Genomic DNA, 15,021 nt, shown 5'->3' with positions numbered 1-15,021 from the left:
TGCGGGTCCGCACGCCTTCGCGCCGGCCCGGTTCTCCACTATGCAGGAGCCATGACGAGCACAGCCTCCTCGAGCATCGACCCGGCCGACGTCGAGCGCTTCTCGCGCATCGCCGCCGAGTGGTGGGACCCAAACGGCAAGTTCGCGCCGCTGCACTGGTTCAACCCCGTCCGCCTGGCCTTCATCCGCGAGCAGGCGCTGGAGCGGTTCGGCCGCGATCCGGCCGCGCGCCGCCCGTTCGAGGGGTTGAAGCTGCTCGACATCGGCTGCGGCGGCGGTCTGCTCTCCGAGCCCATGTGCCGCCTGGGCTTCGAGGTCCTCGGCGTCGACGCCTCCGAGCGCAACGTGGCGACGGCCTCGGCCCACGCGGCCGAGCAGGGCCTGCCGGTGACCTACCGCGTCGCCACCGCCGAGCAGCTGCTGGCCGAGGGCGCCGGGCCCTTCGACGTGATCCTCAACATGGAGGTCATCGAGCACGTGGTGGACCCGGGCGAATACCTGCGCACCTGCGCGGCCCTGCTGGCCCCCGGCGGCCTGATGATCGTCGCCACCCTCAACCGCACGCTGAAGGCCCTGGCGCTGGCCAAGGTCGGCGCCGAGTACGTGCTGCGCTGGCTCCCGGCCGGCACCCACGACTGGCGCAAGTTCCTGCGGCCGGAGGAGGTGCGCGGCTTCCTCGACGGCGCGCCGGTGGAGGTGGCGGGCCCGTTCGGCGTCGCCTTCAACCCGCTCAGCGGCCGCTGGTCGCGGTCCAATGACACGGACGTGAACTATATGATGACGGTGACACGGCCCGCGGCTTAAGGAGCGGCCTGTCCGATAGGAGTCTGCATGCCGTCGATCCGCGTGCTCGGCCACGCCTTCCGCGCGTGGCGACGCAACCTGCGCTGGGCCAAGCACGAGCCCGAGACGCCCTACATCGCCGACCTGTTGTCGGGCGCGCCGGTGTGCCTGCACGTGGGCGCCAGCGACGGCCGCCACTCCTACGTCATGACCAAGGTCGCCCCCCGGGCCCGCATCCACGCCTTCGAGCCCTCGGCCTTCACCTTCGAGGTGCTGAAGACCTGCCTCGTCTGGCACGGCATCGCCGACCGGGTGACGCCGGTGCACGCCGCCGTCTCCGACCGCCCCGGCGAGCTGCTGCTGGTGACGCCCAAGAAGACCTCCGGCCGGATGGGCCGGGCCTACGCCTTCGTCGCCGAGGAGCGGCCGGCCGGCGCCGTGCGCCCGGACCTGCAGGACGTGGGCTCGGAGATCCAGCCCACCCCCGTCGTCACCCTCGACGACTACTGCGCCGCCCACGACCTCAACAAGGTCGACTTCATCCGCATGGACATCGAAGGCGCCGAGCTGCGCGCCCTGAAGGGCGCCGAGGGCGTCATCGAGCGCGACCTGCCCCACGTCCTCGTCGAGATCCACCCGGCCATGCTCGAAGGCCGCTTCGACGCCTGCGCCGAGGACGTCGTCGACGTCTTCCGCTCGCGCGGCTACCGCATGTTCGCCCTCAACGGCGACCGGCTGGAGGAGCGCACGACGGTGGTGCCGGACCTGCCGTGGAAGGACTACTTCTTCATCCACCCGTCCCGCGCCGCGCGGCTGCCGGACGGGGTGTTCAAGGCGCGGATGGCGGCCTAGTCGTCCGTCACGCCACGGCGACCCAGCCGCGGAAGGACAACCCGGCGTAGAAGAGGGCGATCCCGGAGAAGCCGGCTTCCCGGAGGAGCTCCTCTTCCTCCGGGTCGGAGAGGACCTGCAGGCGCTCGGCCATCAGCGCGCCCGACGCGGCCGAACGGGCGGCGTCGGCGCCTGAGCGATCGGCGAAGGCGGCCGACAGCGACAGCCAGCGCGCCGCCTCGCCGCGAGCCGGAAGCCCGTGGTGGGCCACCACCAGGGGCGCTCCAGGTCGGGTGCGTCGCCTCAGCTGCTTCAGCACATGCAGCCGCTCGTCCCTGGAGAGGAAGTGCAGCACCAGCAGGCAGACGGCGCCGTCGAAGGGCCCGGCGGGCGCATCGTCCACGTAGCCAAGCTGCAGCCGCACCCGAGACTCGTGGGGCGGGAGGATTCGCCTCGCCAGTTCCAGCATCTCGGCGGACGGATCGACGCCGACGAAGCGCCACGACGGCTGGGCCTCTGAGAACGCCTTCAGTTCAAGGCCGCCGCCCGCGCCCAGGACCAGGATCTCCGCCCCGGCCGGGGCGCGTTCGGCCAGCAGCAGCATCGCCATCCGATGGAGGTCGGCGAGGCCCGGCACCTTGCGCGGGGTGTCTTCGGCGTACGCGGAGACCAGCTTCGGGTCGCTGAACGGCTGGGCGGTCGGGTCCGAAGAGCGGCCCATTATCGAGATCCCGCCTGCGCCATCACCAGGGACCGGTGGGCCGACACGCCCGCGAGCACGCCCGCCGCCGACGCGAGGGTCGCATTGTGCATGGCCTGCGCCGCATCGCCGGCGGCGAACACCCCGGGGACGCTCGTCTGTTTGGCGCCGTCGACCTCGATGAAGGGCCCGGTCGGGCCGGCCTCGAAGGCGCAGCCGAGCTGTTCGGCCAGCGGGCTGGCCACCCGGGTCCGCGGCGCCGTGAAGACGGCGTCGGCCGCGATCGCACGTCCGTCCGCGAGCCGCAGGGCCTCCGTCCGGGGCGCATCGCCCAGCAGCTCGACCACCGGGGTGCGCTCGATCGCAACGCCACGGGCCGACAGCTGGGCGGCTTCGGCCTCCGTCGGTTCGAACTCGCCCTGGGTGAAGAAGGTGGTGGGGCCCCAGTCGGGGAGCAGCATCGCCTGGTGCGCCGCCATCGGGTGGTTGGCGATGACCGCGAGGCGCCGCCCGCGCACCTCGTAACCGTGGCAATAAGGGCAGTGCAGCACGCTGACGCCCCAGCGCAGCGGCATCGAAGGCAGCGGCAGGTCGTCGATCAGCCCGGTCGCCAGCACCAGCCGCCGCCCCTCGGCGACGCCGGCCTCGCCCAGGTCCACCGCGAACGCCTCGCCGGCTGCACGCGCCGCCACAGCCTGGCCGTCGACGAAATCCACCGTCGGGTAGGCCGAGAGCTGCCGCAGCCCCTCCCGCACGATGGCGGCGGGCGCCGCCCCGTCCTGGCCCAGGAAGCCGTGAGAAGCTTCGGCGAACCGGTTGCGCGGGCGGCCGGCGTCCACCAGCAGCACCCTGCGCTGCGCCCGGGCCAGCTGCATGGCGGCGGACAGCCCGGCGAAGCTGCCGCCCACGATGATCACGTCATAGAGCACGTCCGCACCTCATGTATCTGCAGGTGTTACATATGCGAGCTTGGCTGACCTTCTGCAACTTCTTTTGTTTCGTGATGTCAGGGTGTAGGAAGCGGCATGCGCACAGACAGTCGCCTCTCACGCATGCTCCACGTGCTCATCCACATGGCGCGGCACGACGGGCCGGTGACCTCCGAGGTCATCGCCCGAATGCTCAACACCAATCCGGTGGTGGTGCGCCGGACGATGGCCGGCCTGCGGGACCGGGGTTTCGTCGCCTCCGGGAAGGGCCACGGCGGCGGATGGGCGCTCTCCCGCCCGTTGGAGCGCATCACGCTCCGGGACGTCTACGACGCCCTCGGCGAGCCGACGCTGTTCGCCATCGGCGTCGCCGACGACGCGCCCGACTGCCTCGTCGAGCAGGCGGTCAACGCGGCCGTGGGCCAGGCGCTCGCCGAGGCCGAGCAGCGCCTGCTCGCCCACTTCGGCACGGTCACGATCGCCAGCCTCGCCGCCGACTTCGATCGCCGCTGCCGCGAACGCTCAGCCGCGGCCCCGGACGGCTGACGCGCCTGGAGGGGCGGCGGCTTGGCGGAAGCGCCAGGCGATGACGCGGCCCGCCCTAGGCCTTCTCGAGGCCCTCCGCCGCGGTCAGGGTGCGGTCGGGGAAGGCATCGCAGATGAAGTCGATGAAGGCGGCGATCTTCAGGCTCGCGAGCCGCCGCGAATGATGCAGCGCCCACAGCTCCACGGTCCGATCCGGCGCCTGTCCCCAGCTCTGGAGCCGGCCGGAGGCCAGGTCGCCGTGCACGAGCGAGAGCGGCAGCTGGGCCACGCCCGCGCCGGCGAGGACGGCGTCGCGCACCATCAGCAGCGAGGAGAGGCGCAGGCGCGGCTCGGCCTCGACCAGCAGCTCACCCTCCGGGCCGACGCAGCGCCACACGGCGGCGGGCGCCGTTGCGGTGTTCACGACCGCCGGAACGCGATGCGGCTCGGCGTCGTCGGCGGGCGGACGCCGCCAGCCCGCCGGCGCGACCACCAGCAGCTCGTCGCGGGCGAAGAGGCGGCCCACCAGGTCCGCGGCCGGGTCCGGATTGACGCGGATCGCCACGTCGTAGCCTTCCTCCACCAGGTCGACGGGCCGGTCCTCGGCGGCGATCTCGAGCCGCACCTCGGGATGTCGTGCGGTGAAGTCCGCCGCGAGCCTGCCGAGGAACAGGTTGGAGAGCAGCACCGGCGCGCTGACGCGCAGCGGGCCGCGCGGGCGGGCGCTGCCGTCGAGCAGGAGCTGGCGCGCTTCGCCCAGGTCGTGCAGCGCCGCGCGGGTCCGCTCGTGCAGCAGCCGGCCCTCGGCCGTCGGCCGCAGGTCGCGGGCGCCGCGCTCGAACAGTCGGACGCCGAGGCTCTGCTCCAGTTCGCGGATCTGGCGCGACAGCGTCGCCTTGGGCCGGCCGAGCGCGCGGGCGGCCTTGCCGACGCCGCCGGCCTGGACGACCGCGCTGAAGGTCTCCAGCGCCCGCAGGTCCCACTGGCTCATTTTTGGAACGCTCCGTCCAGAAGCTGCCAACTCATCGGCAATTCTGAAACGAACTAGATCAGCTCCGCAAGCCGCAGACCCCGATGGGCCCGGCTCACAAGGAGACGATCATGACGAGCATCTGGGATCCCATCCGCATCGGCCGCATGGCGCTGGCGCATCGCTTCGCCATGGCGCCGATGACCCGCAGCCGCGCCCAGGCCGATGGCGCGCCGGGCCCGCTGGCGGCCGAATACTACGCCCAGCGCGCAGGCTTTGGGCTGATCATCACCGAGGGCGTCCAGCCGTCGGACGACGGCCAGGGCTATCTGAACACGCCGGGCATCTACACCGAGGCGCACGTCGCGGGCTGGCGGCGGGTGACCGACGCGGTCCACGCCAGGGGCGGCCATCTGTTCATGCAGCTGATGCACGCCGGGCGCATGGCCCATCCGGACAACACCCCGCATCACCGCCAGCCGGTGGCGCCCTCGGCCATCGCGCCGGGCCAGACGATGTTCACCGCCGCCGGCCTGCAGGAGATCCCCGAGCCGCGCGCCCTCTCCACGGACGAGGTGGAAGCGACGGTGCGCGACTTCGTCCACGCCGCAAGGCAGGCGATCGCCGCCGGCGCGGACGGCGTCGAGATCCACGCCGCCAACGGCTACCTGATCCAGCAGTTCTTCGCGTCCAACGCCAACCGGCGGACGGACCGCTACGGCGGCCCGATCGAGAACCGGATGCGCTTCGCGATCGAGGTGGCGCGCGCGGTGAGCGAGGCGATCGGGCCCGAGCGGACCGGCCTCCGCATCTCGCCGGGATCGACGCTGGGCGGGATCGACGAGGGGCCGGAAGGGCCGGCGCTCTACCGGCGCCTGGTCCCGGCCCTGGCCGAGCTGGACCTGGCCTATCTCCACGTCGCGCAGGGCGGGAACGAGGCGCTGCTCGGCGAGATCCGCCGCCTGTGGCCGAACGCCCTGCTGGTGGCGCGGGGCGGCCGTCCCCTCGAACGGGCGGCGGCCGATGTCGAGGCGGGGCTCGCCGACGTGGCGCCGGTCGCCCGCTGGGCGCTCGCCAACCCGGACTTCGTCGAACGCTACCGGCGCGGCGCGCCGCTGAACGAGGCCGACCCCGCCACCTTCTACGGCGGCGGGGCCCATGGCTACACCGACTATCCGACCTTTGGGCGTGCGCTCGTCGCGGCCTGAGCGGCGAGACGCCGATGGCGAGCCGCCCGGCTCAGGCGGCCCGCCATCTTCTCTTCGGTGAGGCCGCCGCGCCGCCGGTCAGTCGGCGGCGCGATGGCCCTCGGGGATGCGGAAGACCTCGCCGGCGCGGCCATAGCCGCCGTCCTTGACCTCCTCGATCAGCACCATGGTGTGCGGGCGCGCCGCCTCGGAGAAGTAGTGGGCGAACATGTCCGTCACGCGCTGGACGATCTCTTCCTTCTGCGCGCCGCTGAGCGCCGCCTCGGGGACCTTGATGTTGGCGAACGGCATGTGTCAGGCCTCCTGGAGGGACGAAGGCTGATGGGCCGCGCCGATGGCGTCGAGCTCGGCGACGGCGTCGGCCGGCAGGACGAGCGAGGCCGCCGCGATGTTCTCGCGCAGATGGGCGATCGACGAGGTCCCGGGGATCAGCAGGATGTTGGCCGACCGCTGCAGCAGCCAGGCGAGCGCCACCTGCATGGGCGTGGCCTGAAGCCGGCGCGCCACGTCCGAGAGCGTCGTCGACTGCAGGGGGCTGAAGCCGCCCAGCGGGAAGAAGGGCACGTAGGCGATCCCGTCCTCGGCCAGGGCGCCCACCAGCGCATCGTCGCCGCGGTGGGCGAGGTTGTAGTGGTTCTGCACGCAGACGATGTCGACGATGCGCCGCGCCTCCTCCACCTGGGCGCGGGTGACGTTGCTGACGCCGATGTGGCGGACCAGCCCCTGCCGCTGAAGGCCCGCCAGCGCCTCGATCGGCTCGGCGATCGAGCCTTCCGCCGGCCCGTACGGATCGAGCATCGCCCGGAAGTTCACCACCTCGAGGGCATCGAGCCCGAGGTTGCGCAGGTTGTCCTCCACGGCGCGCGCCAGGTCATCGGCGCCGAACGCCGGCAGCCATGCGCCGTCGTCCCCCCGGCGCGCGCCGATCTTGCTGACGATCGTCAGATCGGCCGGGTAGGGCGCGAGCGCCTCGCGGATGATCCGGTTGGTGTGGTGCGGGCCGTAGTAGTCGCTGGTGTCGATGTGGTCGACGCCGAGCGCGACCGCCTCGCGCAGCACGGCGATGGCCGCGTCGTGGTCCTTGGGCGGGCCGAACACCCCCGGCCCTGCGAGCTGCATCGCCCCGTAGCCGAGCCGCTTCACCGCGCGCCCGCCGAGCCTGAAGGTTCCAGCCTGGTCGATCGTCTGCATGTCAGCCTCCGTTGCTGTGCTGACGCGACAGTTAGGCGTTGTGGATTGCTGCGATAATCCGACATTATCCGCACGGGCCGTGCGGAAAATCGTACAATGCAGGCGGATCTCGGCGACCTGAACGCCTTCCTTGCGGTGGTGCGGGCCGGCGGCTTCCGCGGCGCCGCGCGCACCAGCGGCCTGAGCGCCTCGAGCCTCAGCGAAGCGATACGGCGGCTCGAGGCGCGGCTCGGCGTGCGGCTGCTCCACCGCACCACGCGCAGCGTCGCCCCGACCGAGGCGGGCGCGCGGCTGATCGAGCGCCTGGCGCCCGCCCTGGCCGAGGTCGAGGCCGCCGTCGAGGTGGTGAACGCCTTCCGCGATCGCCCGGCCGGCACCCTGCGCCTCAACGTGCCCGTCGTCGCCGTCCGGCTCGTGCTGCCGTCGATCCTGCCCGGCTTCATGGCCGCCTATCCCGACATCAAGGTCGACGTCGTCGCCGAGGAGAGCTTCGTCGACGTGCTGGCCTCCGGCTGCGACGCGGGCATCCGATACGAGGAGAAGCTGGAGCAGGACATGATCGCCGTGCCGATCGGCCCCCGCGTCCAGCGGTTCGCCACCGCCGCGGCGCCGGCCTACCTCGACCGGCGCGGCCGCCCGGAGCGCCCGCGCGACCTGCTCGGCCACGCCTGCCTGATCGGCCGCTTCGCCAGCGGGGCGATGACCAACCCGTGGGAGTTCGAGCGGGACGGCGAGGTGGTGCGCGTCGAGGTGCAGGGGCCGCTGGTGGTGTCGGTCGGGGCCGCCACCGACCTGGCGGTCGAGATGGCCGTGGCCGGGGCCGGCGTGATCCAGCTGTTCGAGGACTGGCTGCGCCCGCACCTTGCGACCGGCGCCCTCGAGCCGGTGCTGCAGGACTGGTGGCAGCCCTTCTCCGGCCCCTTCCTCTACTACTCCGGCCGCCGCCTCGTCCCTCCGCCGCTGCGGGCGTTCCTGGACTACATCAAGGGGTGACCCGGCGCCGCTACCCGCCCGGGTGCAGCCCCGGCGCCTCCTGGCCGGTGCGGGCGACATATTCGGTGTAGCCGCCGCCGTACTGATGGACGCCCTCGGGCGTCAGCTCCAGCACGCGGTTCGACAGGGCCCCCAGGAAGTGGCGGTCGTGCGAGACGAAGAGCATGGTCCCTTCGAAGTTCGCCAGGGACGCGACCAGCATCTCTTTCGTCGCCATGTCGAGGTGGTTGGTCGGCTCGTCGAGGACCAGCAGGTTCGGCGGATCGAACAGCATCTTGGCCATGACCAGGCGCGCCTTCTCGCCGCCGGACAGCACGCGGCAGGGTTTTTCGACGTCGTCGCCGGAGAAGCCGAAGCATCCCGCCAGCGTGCGCAGCGCGCCCTGGCCCGCCTGCGGGAACGAGCCCTCCAGGGACTCGAAGATCGTCTCCTCGCCGTCCAGCAGGTCCATGGCGTGCTGGGCGAAATAGCCCATCCTGACGCTGGCCCCGATGCTGACCGTGCCCTTGTCCGGCGCCGTGGCGCCGGCCACCAGCTTCAACAGCGTCGACTTGCCGGCGCCGTTGGCGCCAAGCACGCACCAGCGTTCCTTGCGGCGCACCAGGAAATCGAGGCCTTCGTAGATCGGCTGGGCGCCGTAGCCCTTGTGGACGCCCCGCAGGCTGACCACGTCGTCGCCCGACCGCGGGGGGCTCTTGAACTCGAACTGCACCGACTGCCGGCGGCGCGGCGGCTCGACACGCTCGATCTTGTCGAGCTTCTTCACCCGGCTCTGGACCTGGGCGGCGTGCGAGGCGCGCGCCTTGAACTTCTCGATGAACTTGATCTCCTTGGCCAGCATCGCCTGCTGGCGCTCGTACTGCGCCTGGCGTTGCTGTTCCCCGAGCGCGCGCTGCTGCTCGTAGAAGTCGAGGTCGCCCGAGTAGGTGATGAGCGAGCCGGCGTCGATCTCCACCACCTTGCCGATGATCCGGTTCATGAAGGCGCGGTCGTGCGAGGTCATCAGCAGGGCGCCGTCGTAGCCCTTCAGGAAGGCCTCCAGCCAGATCAGGCTTTCCAGGTCCAGGTGGTTGCTGGGCTCGTCCAGCAGCATGCCGTCGGGCCGCATCAGCAGGATCCGCGCCAGCGCCACGCGCATCTTCCAGCCGCCGGACAGGAGGCCGACGTCGCCGTCCATCCGCTCCTGGCTGAAACTCAGGCCCGCCAGCACCTCGCGCGCCCGCGCTTCCAGCGCATAGCCGTCCAGCTCCTCGAAGCGCTCCTGCACCTCCCCATAGCGTTCGATGATGGCGTCCAGCTTGTCGGCCTGGTCCGGATCGACCATCGCCGCCTCGAGCTGCGCCATCTCGGCGGCGAGCGCGCTGACGGGCCCCACGCCGTCCATCACCGCCGCGACCGCGCTCTGGCCCGACATCTCGCCGACGTCCTGGCTGAAATAGCCGATGGTCATTCCGGCATCGATGGCGACCAGGCCATCGTCAGGCTGCTCCTGACCGGTGATCATGCGGAACAGCGTCGTCTTGCCGGCGCCGTTCGGGCCGACCAGCCCGACCTTCTCGCCCTTCTGGACGCCCATCGACGCCTCGATGAACAGGATCTGGTGGCCGTTCTGCTTGGAGACGTTGTCGAGGCGGATCATCGGGCGGTCTGCTAGCCGGTGGGCGGGCGGAACGCCAGCGTCGGGGCCTGGGCGTGTTGTCCCAGGCAGGCGGGGCCTTGCGTGCGCTCAGGCGCTCATTCCGGCACTCTCGGGTGCTCGCGGTACCAGAGCAGCTGTTCGCTCGTGGCCAGGAGCTTGCCGTCGCGCCGCCAGTAGCTGGAGCGCTCGTCCGTCGCGCCGCCGCCGCCCACGCGGCCCTCGTACTCGACGAGCAGATAGTCCTCACCCGCGGCGGCCACCTCTTCGGCGGCAGCGTGCAGATAGATGGTCAGCGTCACGGTCGTGGTCATGACCGTATGGCCGAGGGCGTAGAAGGCGCGGGGCGGCGAACTGTCGGTGAGCATCCCGAGCAGCGCCTTGTTCCATGGGCCGAGCTTTGGCCTGACCCAGGCCGTCGACCGCGAACTGGCCGCGGGCTCGATCGGAAAGGTTTCGGAGGTTCGGCGCTCGAACGCCCGGCTGCCGAAGTGCTGGGTCCCGCCGGGCCGCGCCTGCGGCGGCAGGCTCTCCGGGTCGGGCGCCTCCGGCATCTGCGCGAACGCAAAGGCCGGCGTGGCGGGTCGCCTGGCCATCGTCACGATGGCGTGGACGCTGACCTCCGCCGCGCCTGCCGACCGCAGCTCGACCTCCCAGACCCCGACGGAGCCGCCCTGGCGCAACCGCCGCGTCCGCACCTCGACCGTGCCGGCGCTCAGCCCCGCCACGTAGGTGAGCGTGATGGCCAGCGGCTCCCCCCGCGCCTCCGGCTCGGCCGCCACCACGGCAAGGCACAGGCCGATGGAATAGCCGCCCCAGAGGGGGCCGTTCGGATTGCGCCATTCGGGTCCGGCTTCTGTGGTCCAGACGCCGGAACCGAGGGAGGTCAGGGGGAAGAGTTGGTCGTCTAAGGTCGTCGTCATACGCGCGGCTCTAGCGCGCCGAGGCGGTGCGAGGAAGCTTGGTGCGGATCGAGCGAGCGGCGGCGCGGCGGGCACCGATGTCCCGGTTGCGCCATGAGCGGACACTCGGTCGCTGCCGGAAACCAGACCCTCCGGGCGGCTAAAGCACACTCCGCTGCAGTTCGGAGCAGACATCAGCGCGAACCGGCGGTTCAGGTTTCCAGCAGCTCTTGGATCCATGGATGGTCGGTGTCTCGTTCGCCGCTCAAAAGGAAGCGCATCTCACCACTAAAAGGCGCGTCCACGCGAACTGCAGCAAGAATGCGCGCTGCTACCTTCTTGAAGGCGACGTCCATCGCGTGATCTGCCTGAGCCGCGACGAATGCTGCCTTAGCTTCCTCGATGTCGCTCAACAGCTTTACTGCTTCGCGATGTCTCATCTTGCAGGTGGGATCGTGGTGGAGGTGATAAACGTCGATCGAGACCTCTGCCCGTCGGATGAGGTCTGCCTGAGTGCTGGCTGGGCAAGGTGTTCCATTTTCTTTTCTGCACCCCAAGAGCCGCCAGTCACCGACTTCGCAAGGATCGAGCAACATCGGTCGCTCGCCAGCGATTGATCCCGCCGCGTACACGCGCTGCGTTTCGTCCATCAACGGAAAGCGATCAGCTTTACCGCCGACGGTCCCCCCTTCGAGATCCTTTCGACGCGAGTTGCAGAAAGTGCAGGCGTACCGAAAGTTTGACGGATCAAAAGCAAGCCACGTGTATCCATGATGCTTCTGCGCGGCGTCGCTTACCCGCCCCTTCGGCCGGAAGTGATCGACTGCATTGTCGGAACGCGGCACCGGCAGTTCGCAGTACCAACATTTGTCGTGGAAAAGCTCTGCCAAGCCATCCTTTAGCTCTCTCCAAACCGGCGCATGATCCCCTACAGAGGCACCTCCGGAAACGGCGGCGGCCGCCACCGCTGCGCGATCCAGCCAGCCGTCGGGCAGCCGGAGCCGTGCCAAGTCGATGTACCTCATGCCTGTGGTGCTCTGCCGCCGGCCTGTTCAGCGAGCAATTCCTTGATTAGGCGCCTCCCGAGATCCTCGCGCTCGTCGAGGGTCATTGCAGTCGATTGGCGTGCTAGCTCTTCGGCATCGTCCGTCCCATAGGCGGCCTGTAAGGCCTCGAACCTTAGGCGGAGATAGCGAGAATATTCGTCGTCCGGATGGAAGAAGCGGAACCCTAGCCGCTCGAGCTTCTGGTTTATCTGGGATAGCTCATCAAGTTCGTGCGGAGCCAAGTGCTCCTTACCCGCGTAAGCTCGCTGGCGTTCCAAGAGGGCGTAGGTGGGCGGGTCCAGGGCTGAGGCGATGCCAAACATGTCGCTCGTCACGATTGCCGCGTACCCCAGCCCTCGGGGATCTAAATCTGGATGCACCGCTACAATCCGGTGACCCTCTCCGTCAGCGCGGAGTTGAAGGATCTGAACCTGTTCCTTGGTAAGCTCCGCGATGGCGAGTGGATTGTGGGTCGTAAGGAGGATGTGGCTATTTTCGCGGTCTGAATCGTTTCGGCCAGCGAACGTCCGCAGATAATTGAGGTAGTCGACGGACCAGCGAGGGTTCAGATGGGTGTCCGGCTCATCAAGGAGAAATAGGCTTTCGCTTTCGGCGGTGAATCGCAGAAGGCCTAGAACGGTTAGCAGTTGTTGCTCGCCTTCGCTTAGTTCGCGAAAGGTGACGGTGCCGTCGTTCTTCCGGAGGCGAACCCGTATCCGGACTTCTTCTATAAGCTGAGAAACGTGGGTGCTTTCCAGGTCGCGGAAGAATTCCGCAGGTCTCTGATCCCCAACAAGAGCCCTTAGGGCTGCGATGTCTTTCACATAGAGGTACTTAAATTGAAGCGCCTTGGTATTCCAGAGGGACACTTGGACTCGACGTGTAAGTGACACAGGGGCGAGCGCTACGTCGTAAAGCCGGTCGAGAAAGCCGGCGACCACCCCCTTAGCGAACCAGAACCGCGGGTCCCCTTCTTTAGAAGTCCATGGCGGCTCTCGGAGCACGAATAGGACGGAGTCTATTCCCTCATCTGGGTCTAGGCCGAGGTGGTTGGTTAAGAATTCTCGGACCTCGTCGGTTTGCTGAATCAAGAACGCCAGTAGAACAAATTGACTGTGTACTGGCATTGCGTAGAAGAGCCGTTTGAGTCCAGGATTCTCTCCCCGCCTTAGCTTTTTATCGAAATCTTCAAGGTATGGCCGGAATACCTGGTACAGGCGGTCGCTTTCGCCCGAATAATATGCAAACACATACTTTGGCAGGTATGCTGTTTGGTTGTCGAAGAACGTCTTTAGTGCGATCTTGTGCCCAGCCATAGCTGGTCGTTCCGTTCGCTCCGCCACGTTCTCAGAGCCAGCGCCCAGTTCGGCATGGCTGGCCACATGAATGATGAGGGGCTCCCGCTCGCGGTCAGGGTCAGCATCTACATTGATGTAGAGAGTTTCCGCCCCTGCGCCGATGCGGTACTCCAGATTGTAAGCGAAGCGCGGGCGCCTGTCCCCGCTGATCAAATCCCGGAAGATTGTGGCGAGTGCTTCAAGTACATTGGACTTGCCGGTGCCATTCCAGCCGATGAGGACCGTTATCCAGTGCCTCTGGTCAAAGTCGATCGAGACATTCTTGAGATTCTTGAATTGCTGAGCCGGCCCCGCCTTCGAGGTTCCGATCGTCAGGCGATCTAGCCGCATGGTCAGGCCGCCTTAAGTCGCAGCTGGTCTTCGATCTTATTGCCGTCGCCGTCGGTGACCGTCTTCACCTCAAGCTTGCCCATAAGGTCCAACTCTCTTAGCTGAGCGTAGAACTGCTCGATGTCCTCAGTACGCGCGTTGTCACCGTGACCGCATAGCTGCAGCGCGGCTTGGGCAGAGATCCAATCGCTGGCTTCTGTCAAAACCTGCTCGACAGTCTTGTCCACTTTGACCTCCGCCTCCCCTAGTCTCGTCGCGCGTGAGGACCGGGCGCGTCCCTCGACGGGCCGCCCCTCAGTCTTGGTCTTGATGCGATTCAGCCGAACCGCGGCGGGTTCATCCGTATCATCCTGTGGCACAAGCCCGCCTCTGAGCGCCTTGCTGAGTATGGCTGCCTCCAGCGGGGCAAGGAACTCCGTCGCGCGCCCATGATCTGCCGAGACGCCATCCAGCCAGGCTAGCGCTGCCTCCAAGCGGCGCACGATCTCCAACGCCTCGTCGAGAGGCGGCACGGGCACCGGTAGCGCGGCGACCTTCCGCTTGCTTATCGAGGCAAGGTTGGTTGTCTGCGTTCCCTCGTCGAAGAAGTAGCGCTGCCCGTGCTCATTCGCGAAATGAGAGACGAATTCAGGCGGCACGATCCCGGGCCGCATCCTGATGCGAAAGACATGGTTTTGATGGATGCATTGGGGAATTTGCTCGTCCCATACCCAGCCGCGTCCGAGCTTGTCGCGGTCACCGCCTTCGTTCATCAGAATGTCCCCCTTGCGCAGCAGGAGGCGGTCCCGCTCCGCTGGAGTGACCTGGATAGTTCTGACGTCATTCAATGCCAGCCATCCGCGCTGCACATTGGCTACGCGAAGGTAAGGTACTTCGACCAGGGCCTGCTCCCTGGTCCGCCTCTTCCCAACTTGAATGCCGCCTTGGATTTCGCTGATGTCCCCGAGCGCTCGCAGCTCCCACTCCGCGGGAAGACCATCCACCGATGATCCGTCGCGCCGCAGGTCTGCGGTGAGTTCGCCGGAGAAGGCCTTTCGCATGAGCGCGGACTTGTAGCGGGCAATTAGCGCCGGGATCGGCGCGAGCTCAGATTGGGCCCGCCGCGTACCCGCCAACAATTGCCCCACCTTTTCTGAGATGCGTTCCTGCTCCGCGAGCGGTGGAACGGGGATCTCTAGACGCTTCAGCTTGCCGCCTGATATTCTTACGCGCGTGCTGCCACCAGATTGGGCGTGAATGCGCTGGCGCACCTCTGGACTATTGATCGCGTACATAAGCCAGCGCGGGTCAGCGCCGGCTTCGACCGGGTCGGCCCGCCATATCATGATATCTACTACGGTTACGGCCGGCTGCCCGACGTCCGGGAATAGGCACGCTCGTCCTAGCGGCTCAGGCATCCTCGCGACCAGCAAATCACCCGGCTTGAGAAGCGTGCAGCCCAGACGATCGACCGTCCTTGGGTTCATGTATCGCGTCGAGCGGTCGACAAAATGCCCATCGCCGATGTCGGCGAGCTGAATCAACCTTACGGAGCCGCTTGGATCCTGATCTTTGCTTTCCACCCAATCGCCGTCAGTCACCACACCATCCGGGCCGGCGAGCTGCTCGAGTGTTGCTAC

General features: G+C 68.3%; 15 protein-coding genes. 5 read left to right on the top strand and 10 right to left on the bottom strand.

All coding sequences use genetic code 11. The annotated features are described in order from the left end of the window. Positions 1-51: 51 nt before the first annotated feature. On the top strand, positions 52-804 hold the full coding sequence (gene ubiG / locus ACFSC0_RS02820; RefSeq protein WP_377280628.1) for a bifunctional 2-polyprenyl-6-hydroxyphenol methylase/3-demethylubiquinol 3-O-methyltransferase UbiG: 753 nt from the start codon (positions 52-54) through the stop codon (positions 802-804). A 27-nt stretch (positions 805-831) separates the two neighbouring features. Then, positions 832-1,635, top strand: coding sequence for an FkbM family methyltransferase (locus tag ACFSC0_RS02815; protein WP_377280629.1), 804 nt, complete (start codon positions 832-834; stop codon positions 1,633-1,635). A gap of 7 nt (positions 1,636-1,642) precedes the next feature. Here the strand turns inward: ACFSC0_RS02815 and ACFSC0_RS02810 are convergent, their stop codons facing one another. Further along, entirely contained in the window at positions 1,643-2,335 is a 693-nt protein-coding gene (locus ACFSC0_RS02810; RefSeq protein WP_377280630.1) for a class I SAM-dependent methyltransferase, read from the bottom strand. Continuing rightward, complete coding sequence (locus ACFSC0_RS02805; protein WP_377280631.1) at positions 2,335-3,243, bottom strand: NAD(P)/FAD-dependent oxidoreductase; 909 nt, start codon at positions 3,241-3,243, stop codon at positions 2,335-2,337. Before ACFSC0_RS02805 ends, ACFSC0_RS02810 begins: the two co-directional genes overlap by 1 nt. 96 nt (positions 3,244-3,339) lie before the next feature. On the opposite strand from ACFSC0_RS02805, the gene ACFSC0_RS02800 reads away from it, so the two are divergent. After that, on the top strand, positions 3,340-3,789 hold the full coding sequence (locus ACFSC0_RS02800) for an RrF2 family transcriptional regulator (RefSeq protein ID WP_377280632.1): 450 nt from the start codon (positions 3,340-3,342) through the stop codon (positions 3,787-3,789). A 55-nt stretch (positions 3,790-3,844) separates the two neighbouring features. Here the strand turns inward: ACFSC0_RS02800 and ACFSC0_RS02795 are convergent, their stop codons facing one another. Further along, positions 3,845-4,759, bottom strand: coding sequence for a LysR family transcriptional regulator (locus ACFSC0_RS02795; protein ID WP_377280633.1), 915 nt, complete (start codon positions 4,757-4,759; stop codon positions 3,845-3,847). A gap of 110 nt (positions 4,760-4,869) precedes the next feature. On the opposite strand from ACFSC0_RS02795, the gene ACFSC0_RS02790 reads away from it, so the two are divergent. Beyond that, positions 4,870-5,946: an alkene reductase gene (locus ACFSC0_RS02790; protein ID WP_377280634.1), complete on the top strand. Its 1,077-nt coding sequence runs from the start codon at positions 4,870-4,872 to the stop codon at positions 5,944-5,946. Positions 5,947-6,024: 78 nt separating this feature from the next. Here the strand turns inward: ACFSC0_RS02790 and ACFSC0_RS02785 are convergent, their stop codons facing one another. Both ACFSC0_RS02785 and ACFSC0_RS02780 read right to left on the bottom strand, forming a co-directional pair. Continuing rightward, a complete protein-coding gene (locus ACFSC0_RS02785; protein WP_377280635.1) occupies positions 6,025-6,237 on the bottom strand; it encodes a tautomerase family protein in 213 nt (70 codons plus the stop codon). A gap of 3 nt (positions 6,238-6,240) precedes the next feature. Beyond that, positions 6,241-7,137, bottom strand: a complete 897-nt coding sequence (locus tag ACFSC0_RS02780; protein WP_377280636.1) for an aldo/keto reductase family oxidoreductase — start codon at positions 7,135-7,137, stop codon at positions 6,241-6,243. A gap of 96 nt (positions 7,138-7,233) precedes the next feature. Between ACFSC0_RS02780 and ACFSC0_RS02775 the strand changes: the two genes are divergently transcribed. Next, complete coding sequence (locus tag ACFSC0_RS02775) at positions 7,234-8,130, top strand: LysR family transcriptional regulator (protein ID WP_377280637.1); 897 nt, start codon at positions 7,234-7,236, stop codon at positions 8,128-8,130. 10 nt (positions 8,131-8,140) lie between these two features. Here the strand turns inward: ACFSC0_RS02775 and ACFSC0_RS02770 are convergent, their stop codons facing one another. From ACFSC0_RS02770 to ACFSC0_RS02750, 5 genes are all read right to left on the bottom strand, one after another. Continuing rightward, the gene (locus tag ACFSC0_RS02770) at positions 8,141-9,769 is read right to left on the bottom strand and encodes an ABC-F family ATP-binding cassette domain-containing protein (RefSeq protein ID WP_377280638.1); all 1,629 of its coding nucleotides are present in this window, start codon (positions 9,767-9,769) and stop codon (positions 8,141-8,143) included. A gap of 95 nt (positions 9,770-9,864) precedes the next feature. Then, the gene (locus ACFSC0_RS02765; protein WP_377280639.1) at positions 9,865-10,689 is read right to left on the bottom strand and encodes a thioesterase family protein; all 825 of its coding nucleotides are present in this window, start codon (positions 10,687-10,689) and stop codon (positions 9,865-9,867) included. 191 nt (positions 10,690-10,880) lie between these two features. Further along, positions 10,881-11,693 carry an HNH endonuclease gene (locus tag ACFSC0_RS02760; protein ID WP_377280640.1) on the bottom strand — a complete coding sequence of 271 codons (813 nt, stop codon included), beginning with the start codon at positions 11,691-11,693 and terminating at the stop codon, positions 10,881-10,883. Further along, positions 11,690-13,402 carry an AAA family ATPase gene (locus ACFSC0_RS02755; RefSeq protein ID WP_377280641.1) on the bottom strand — a complete coding sequence of 571 codons (1,713 nt, stop codon included), beginning with the start codon at positions 13,400-13,402 and terminating at the stop codon, positions 11,690-11,692. Before ACFSC0_RS02755 ends, ACFSC0_RS02760 begins: the two co-directional genes overlap by 4 nt. 2 nt (positions 13,403-13,404) lie before the next feature. Further along, the gene (locus ACFSC0_RS02750) at positions 13,405-14,982 is read right to left on the bottom strand and encodes a restriction endonuclease subunit S (protein ID WP_377280642.1); all 1,578 of its coding nucleotides are present in this window, start codon (positions 14,980-14,982) and stop codon (positions 13,405-13,407) included. Between the last annotated feature and the right edge of the window lie 39 nt (positions 14,983-15,021).

The sequence above is a fragment of the Phenylobacterium terrae genome (assembly GCF_042681205.1).
In the GTDB taxonomy this organism is placed as follows: Bacteria; Pseudomonadota; Alphaproteobacteria; order Caulobacterales; family Caulobacteraceae; genus Phenylobacterium; species Phenylobacterium terrae.
This window is presented reverse-complemented; position numbering and strand designations above follow the sequence as displayed.

Excerpts from the sequence above, each read along its gene's own strand:
- ubiG (WP_377280628.1), top strand. The coding sequence starts at position 52 with ATGACGAGCACAGCCTCCTCGAGCATCGACCCGGCCGACGTCGAGCGC.
- ACFSC0_RS02810 (WP_377280630.1), bottom strand. The coding sequence starts at position 2,335 with ATGGGCCGCTCTTCGGACCCGACCGCCCAGCCGTTCAGCGACCCGAAG.
- ACFSC0_RS02775 (WP_377280637.1), top strand. The coding sequence starts at position 7,234 with ATGCAGGCGGATCTCGGCGACCTGAACGCCTTCCTTGCGGTGGTGCGG.
- ACFSC0_RS02790 (WP_377280634.1), top strand. The coding sequence starts at position 4,870 with ATGACGAGCATCTGGGATCCCATCCGCATCGGCCGCATGGCGCTGGCG.
- ACFSC0_RS02815 (WP_377280629.1), top strand. The coding sequence starts at position 832 with ATGCCGTCGATCCGCGTGCTCGGCCACGCCTTCCGCGCGTGGCGACGC.
- ACFSC0_RS02760 (WP_377280640.1), bottom strand. The coding sequence starts at position 11,693 with ATGAGGTACATCGACTTGGCACGGCTCCGGCTGCCCGACGGCTGGCTG.
- ACFSC0_RS02800 (WP_377280632.1), top strand. The coding sequence starts at position 3,340 with ATGCGCACAGACAGTCGCCTCTCACGCATGCTCCACGTGCTCATCCAC.
- ACFSC0_RS02765 (WP_377280639.1), bottom strand. The coding sequence starts at position 10,689 with ATGACGACGACCTTAGACGACCAACTCTTCCCCCTGACCTCCCTCGGT.
- ACFSC0_RS02780 (WP_377280636.1), bottom strand. The coding sequence starts at position 7,137 with ATGCAGACGATCGACCAGGCTGGAACCTTCAGGCTCGGCGGGCGCGCG.
- ACFSC0_RS02770 (WP_377280638.1), bottom strand. The coding sequence starts at position 9,769 with ATGATCCGCCTCGACAACGTCTCCAAGCAGAACGGCCACCAGATCCTG.
- ACFSC0_RS02755 (WP_377280641.1), bottom strand. The coding sequence starts at position 13,402 with ATGCGGCTAGATCGCCTGACGATCGGAACCTCGAAGGCGGGGCCGGCT.
- ACFSC0_RS02785 (WP_377280635.1), bottom strand. The coding sequence starts at position 6,237 with ATGCCGTTCGCCAACATCAAGGTCCCCGAGGCGGCGCTCAGCGGCGCG.
- ACFSC0_RS02795 (WP_377280633.1), bottom strand. The coding sequence starts at position 4,759 with ATGAGCCAGTGGGACCTGCGGGCGCTGGAGACCTTCAGCGCGGTCGTC.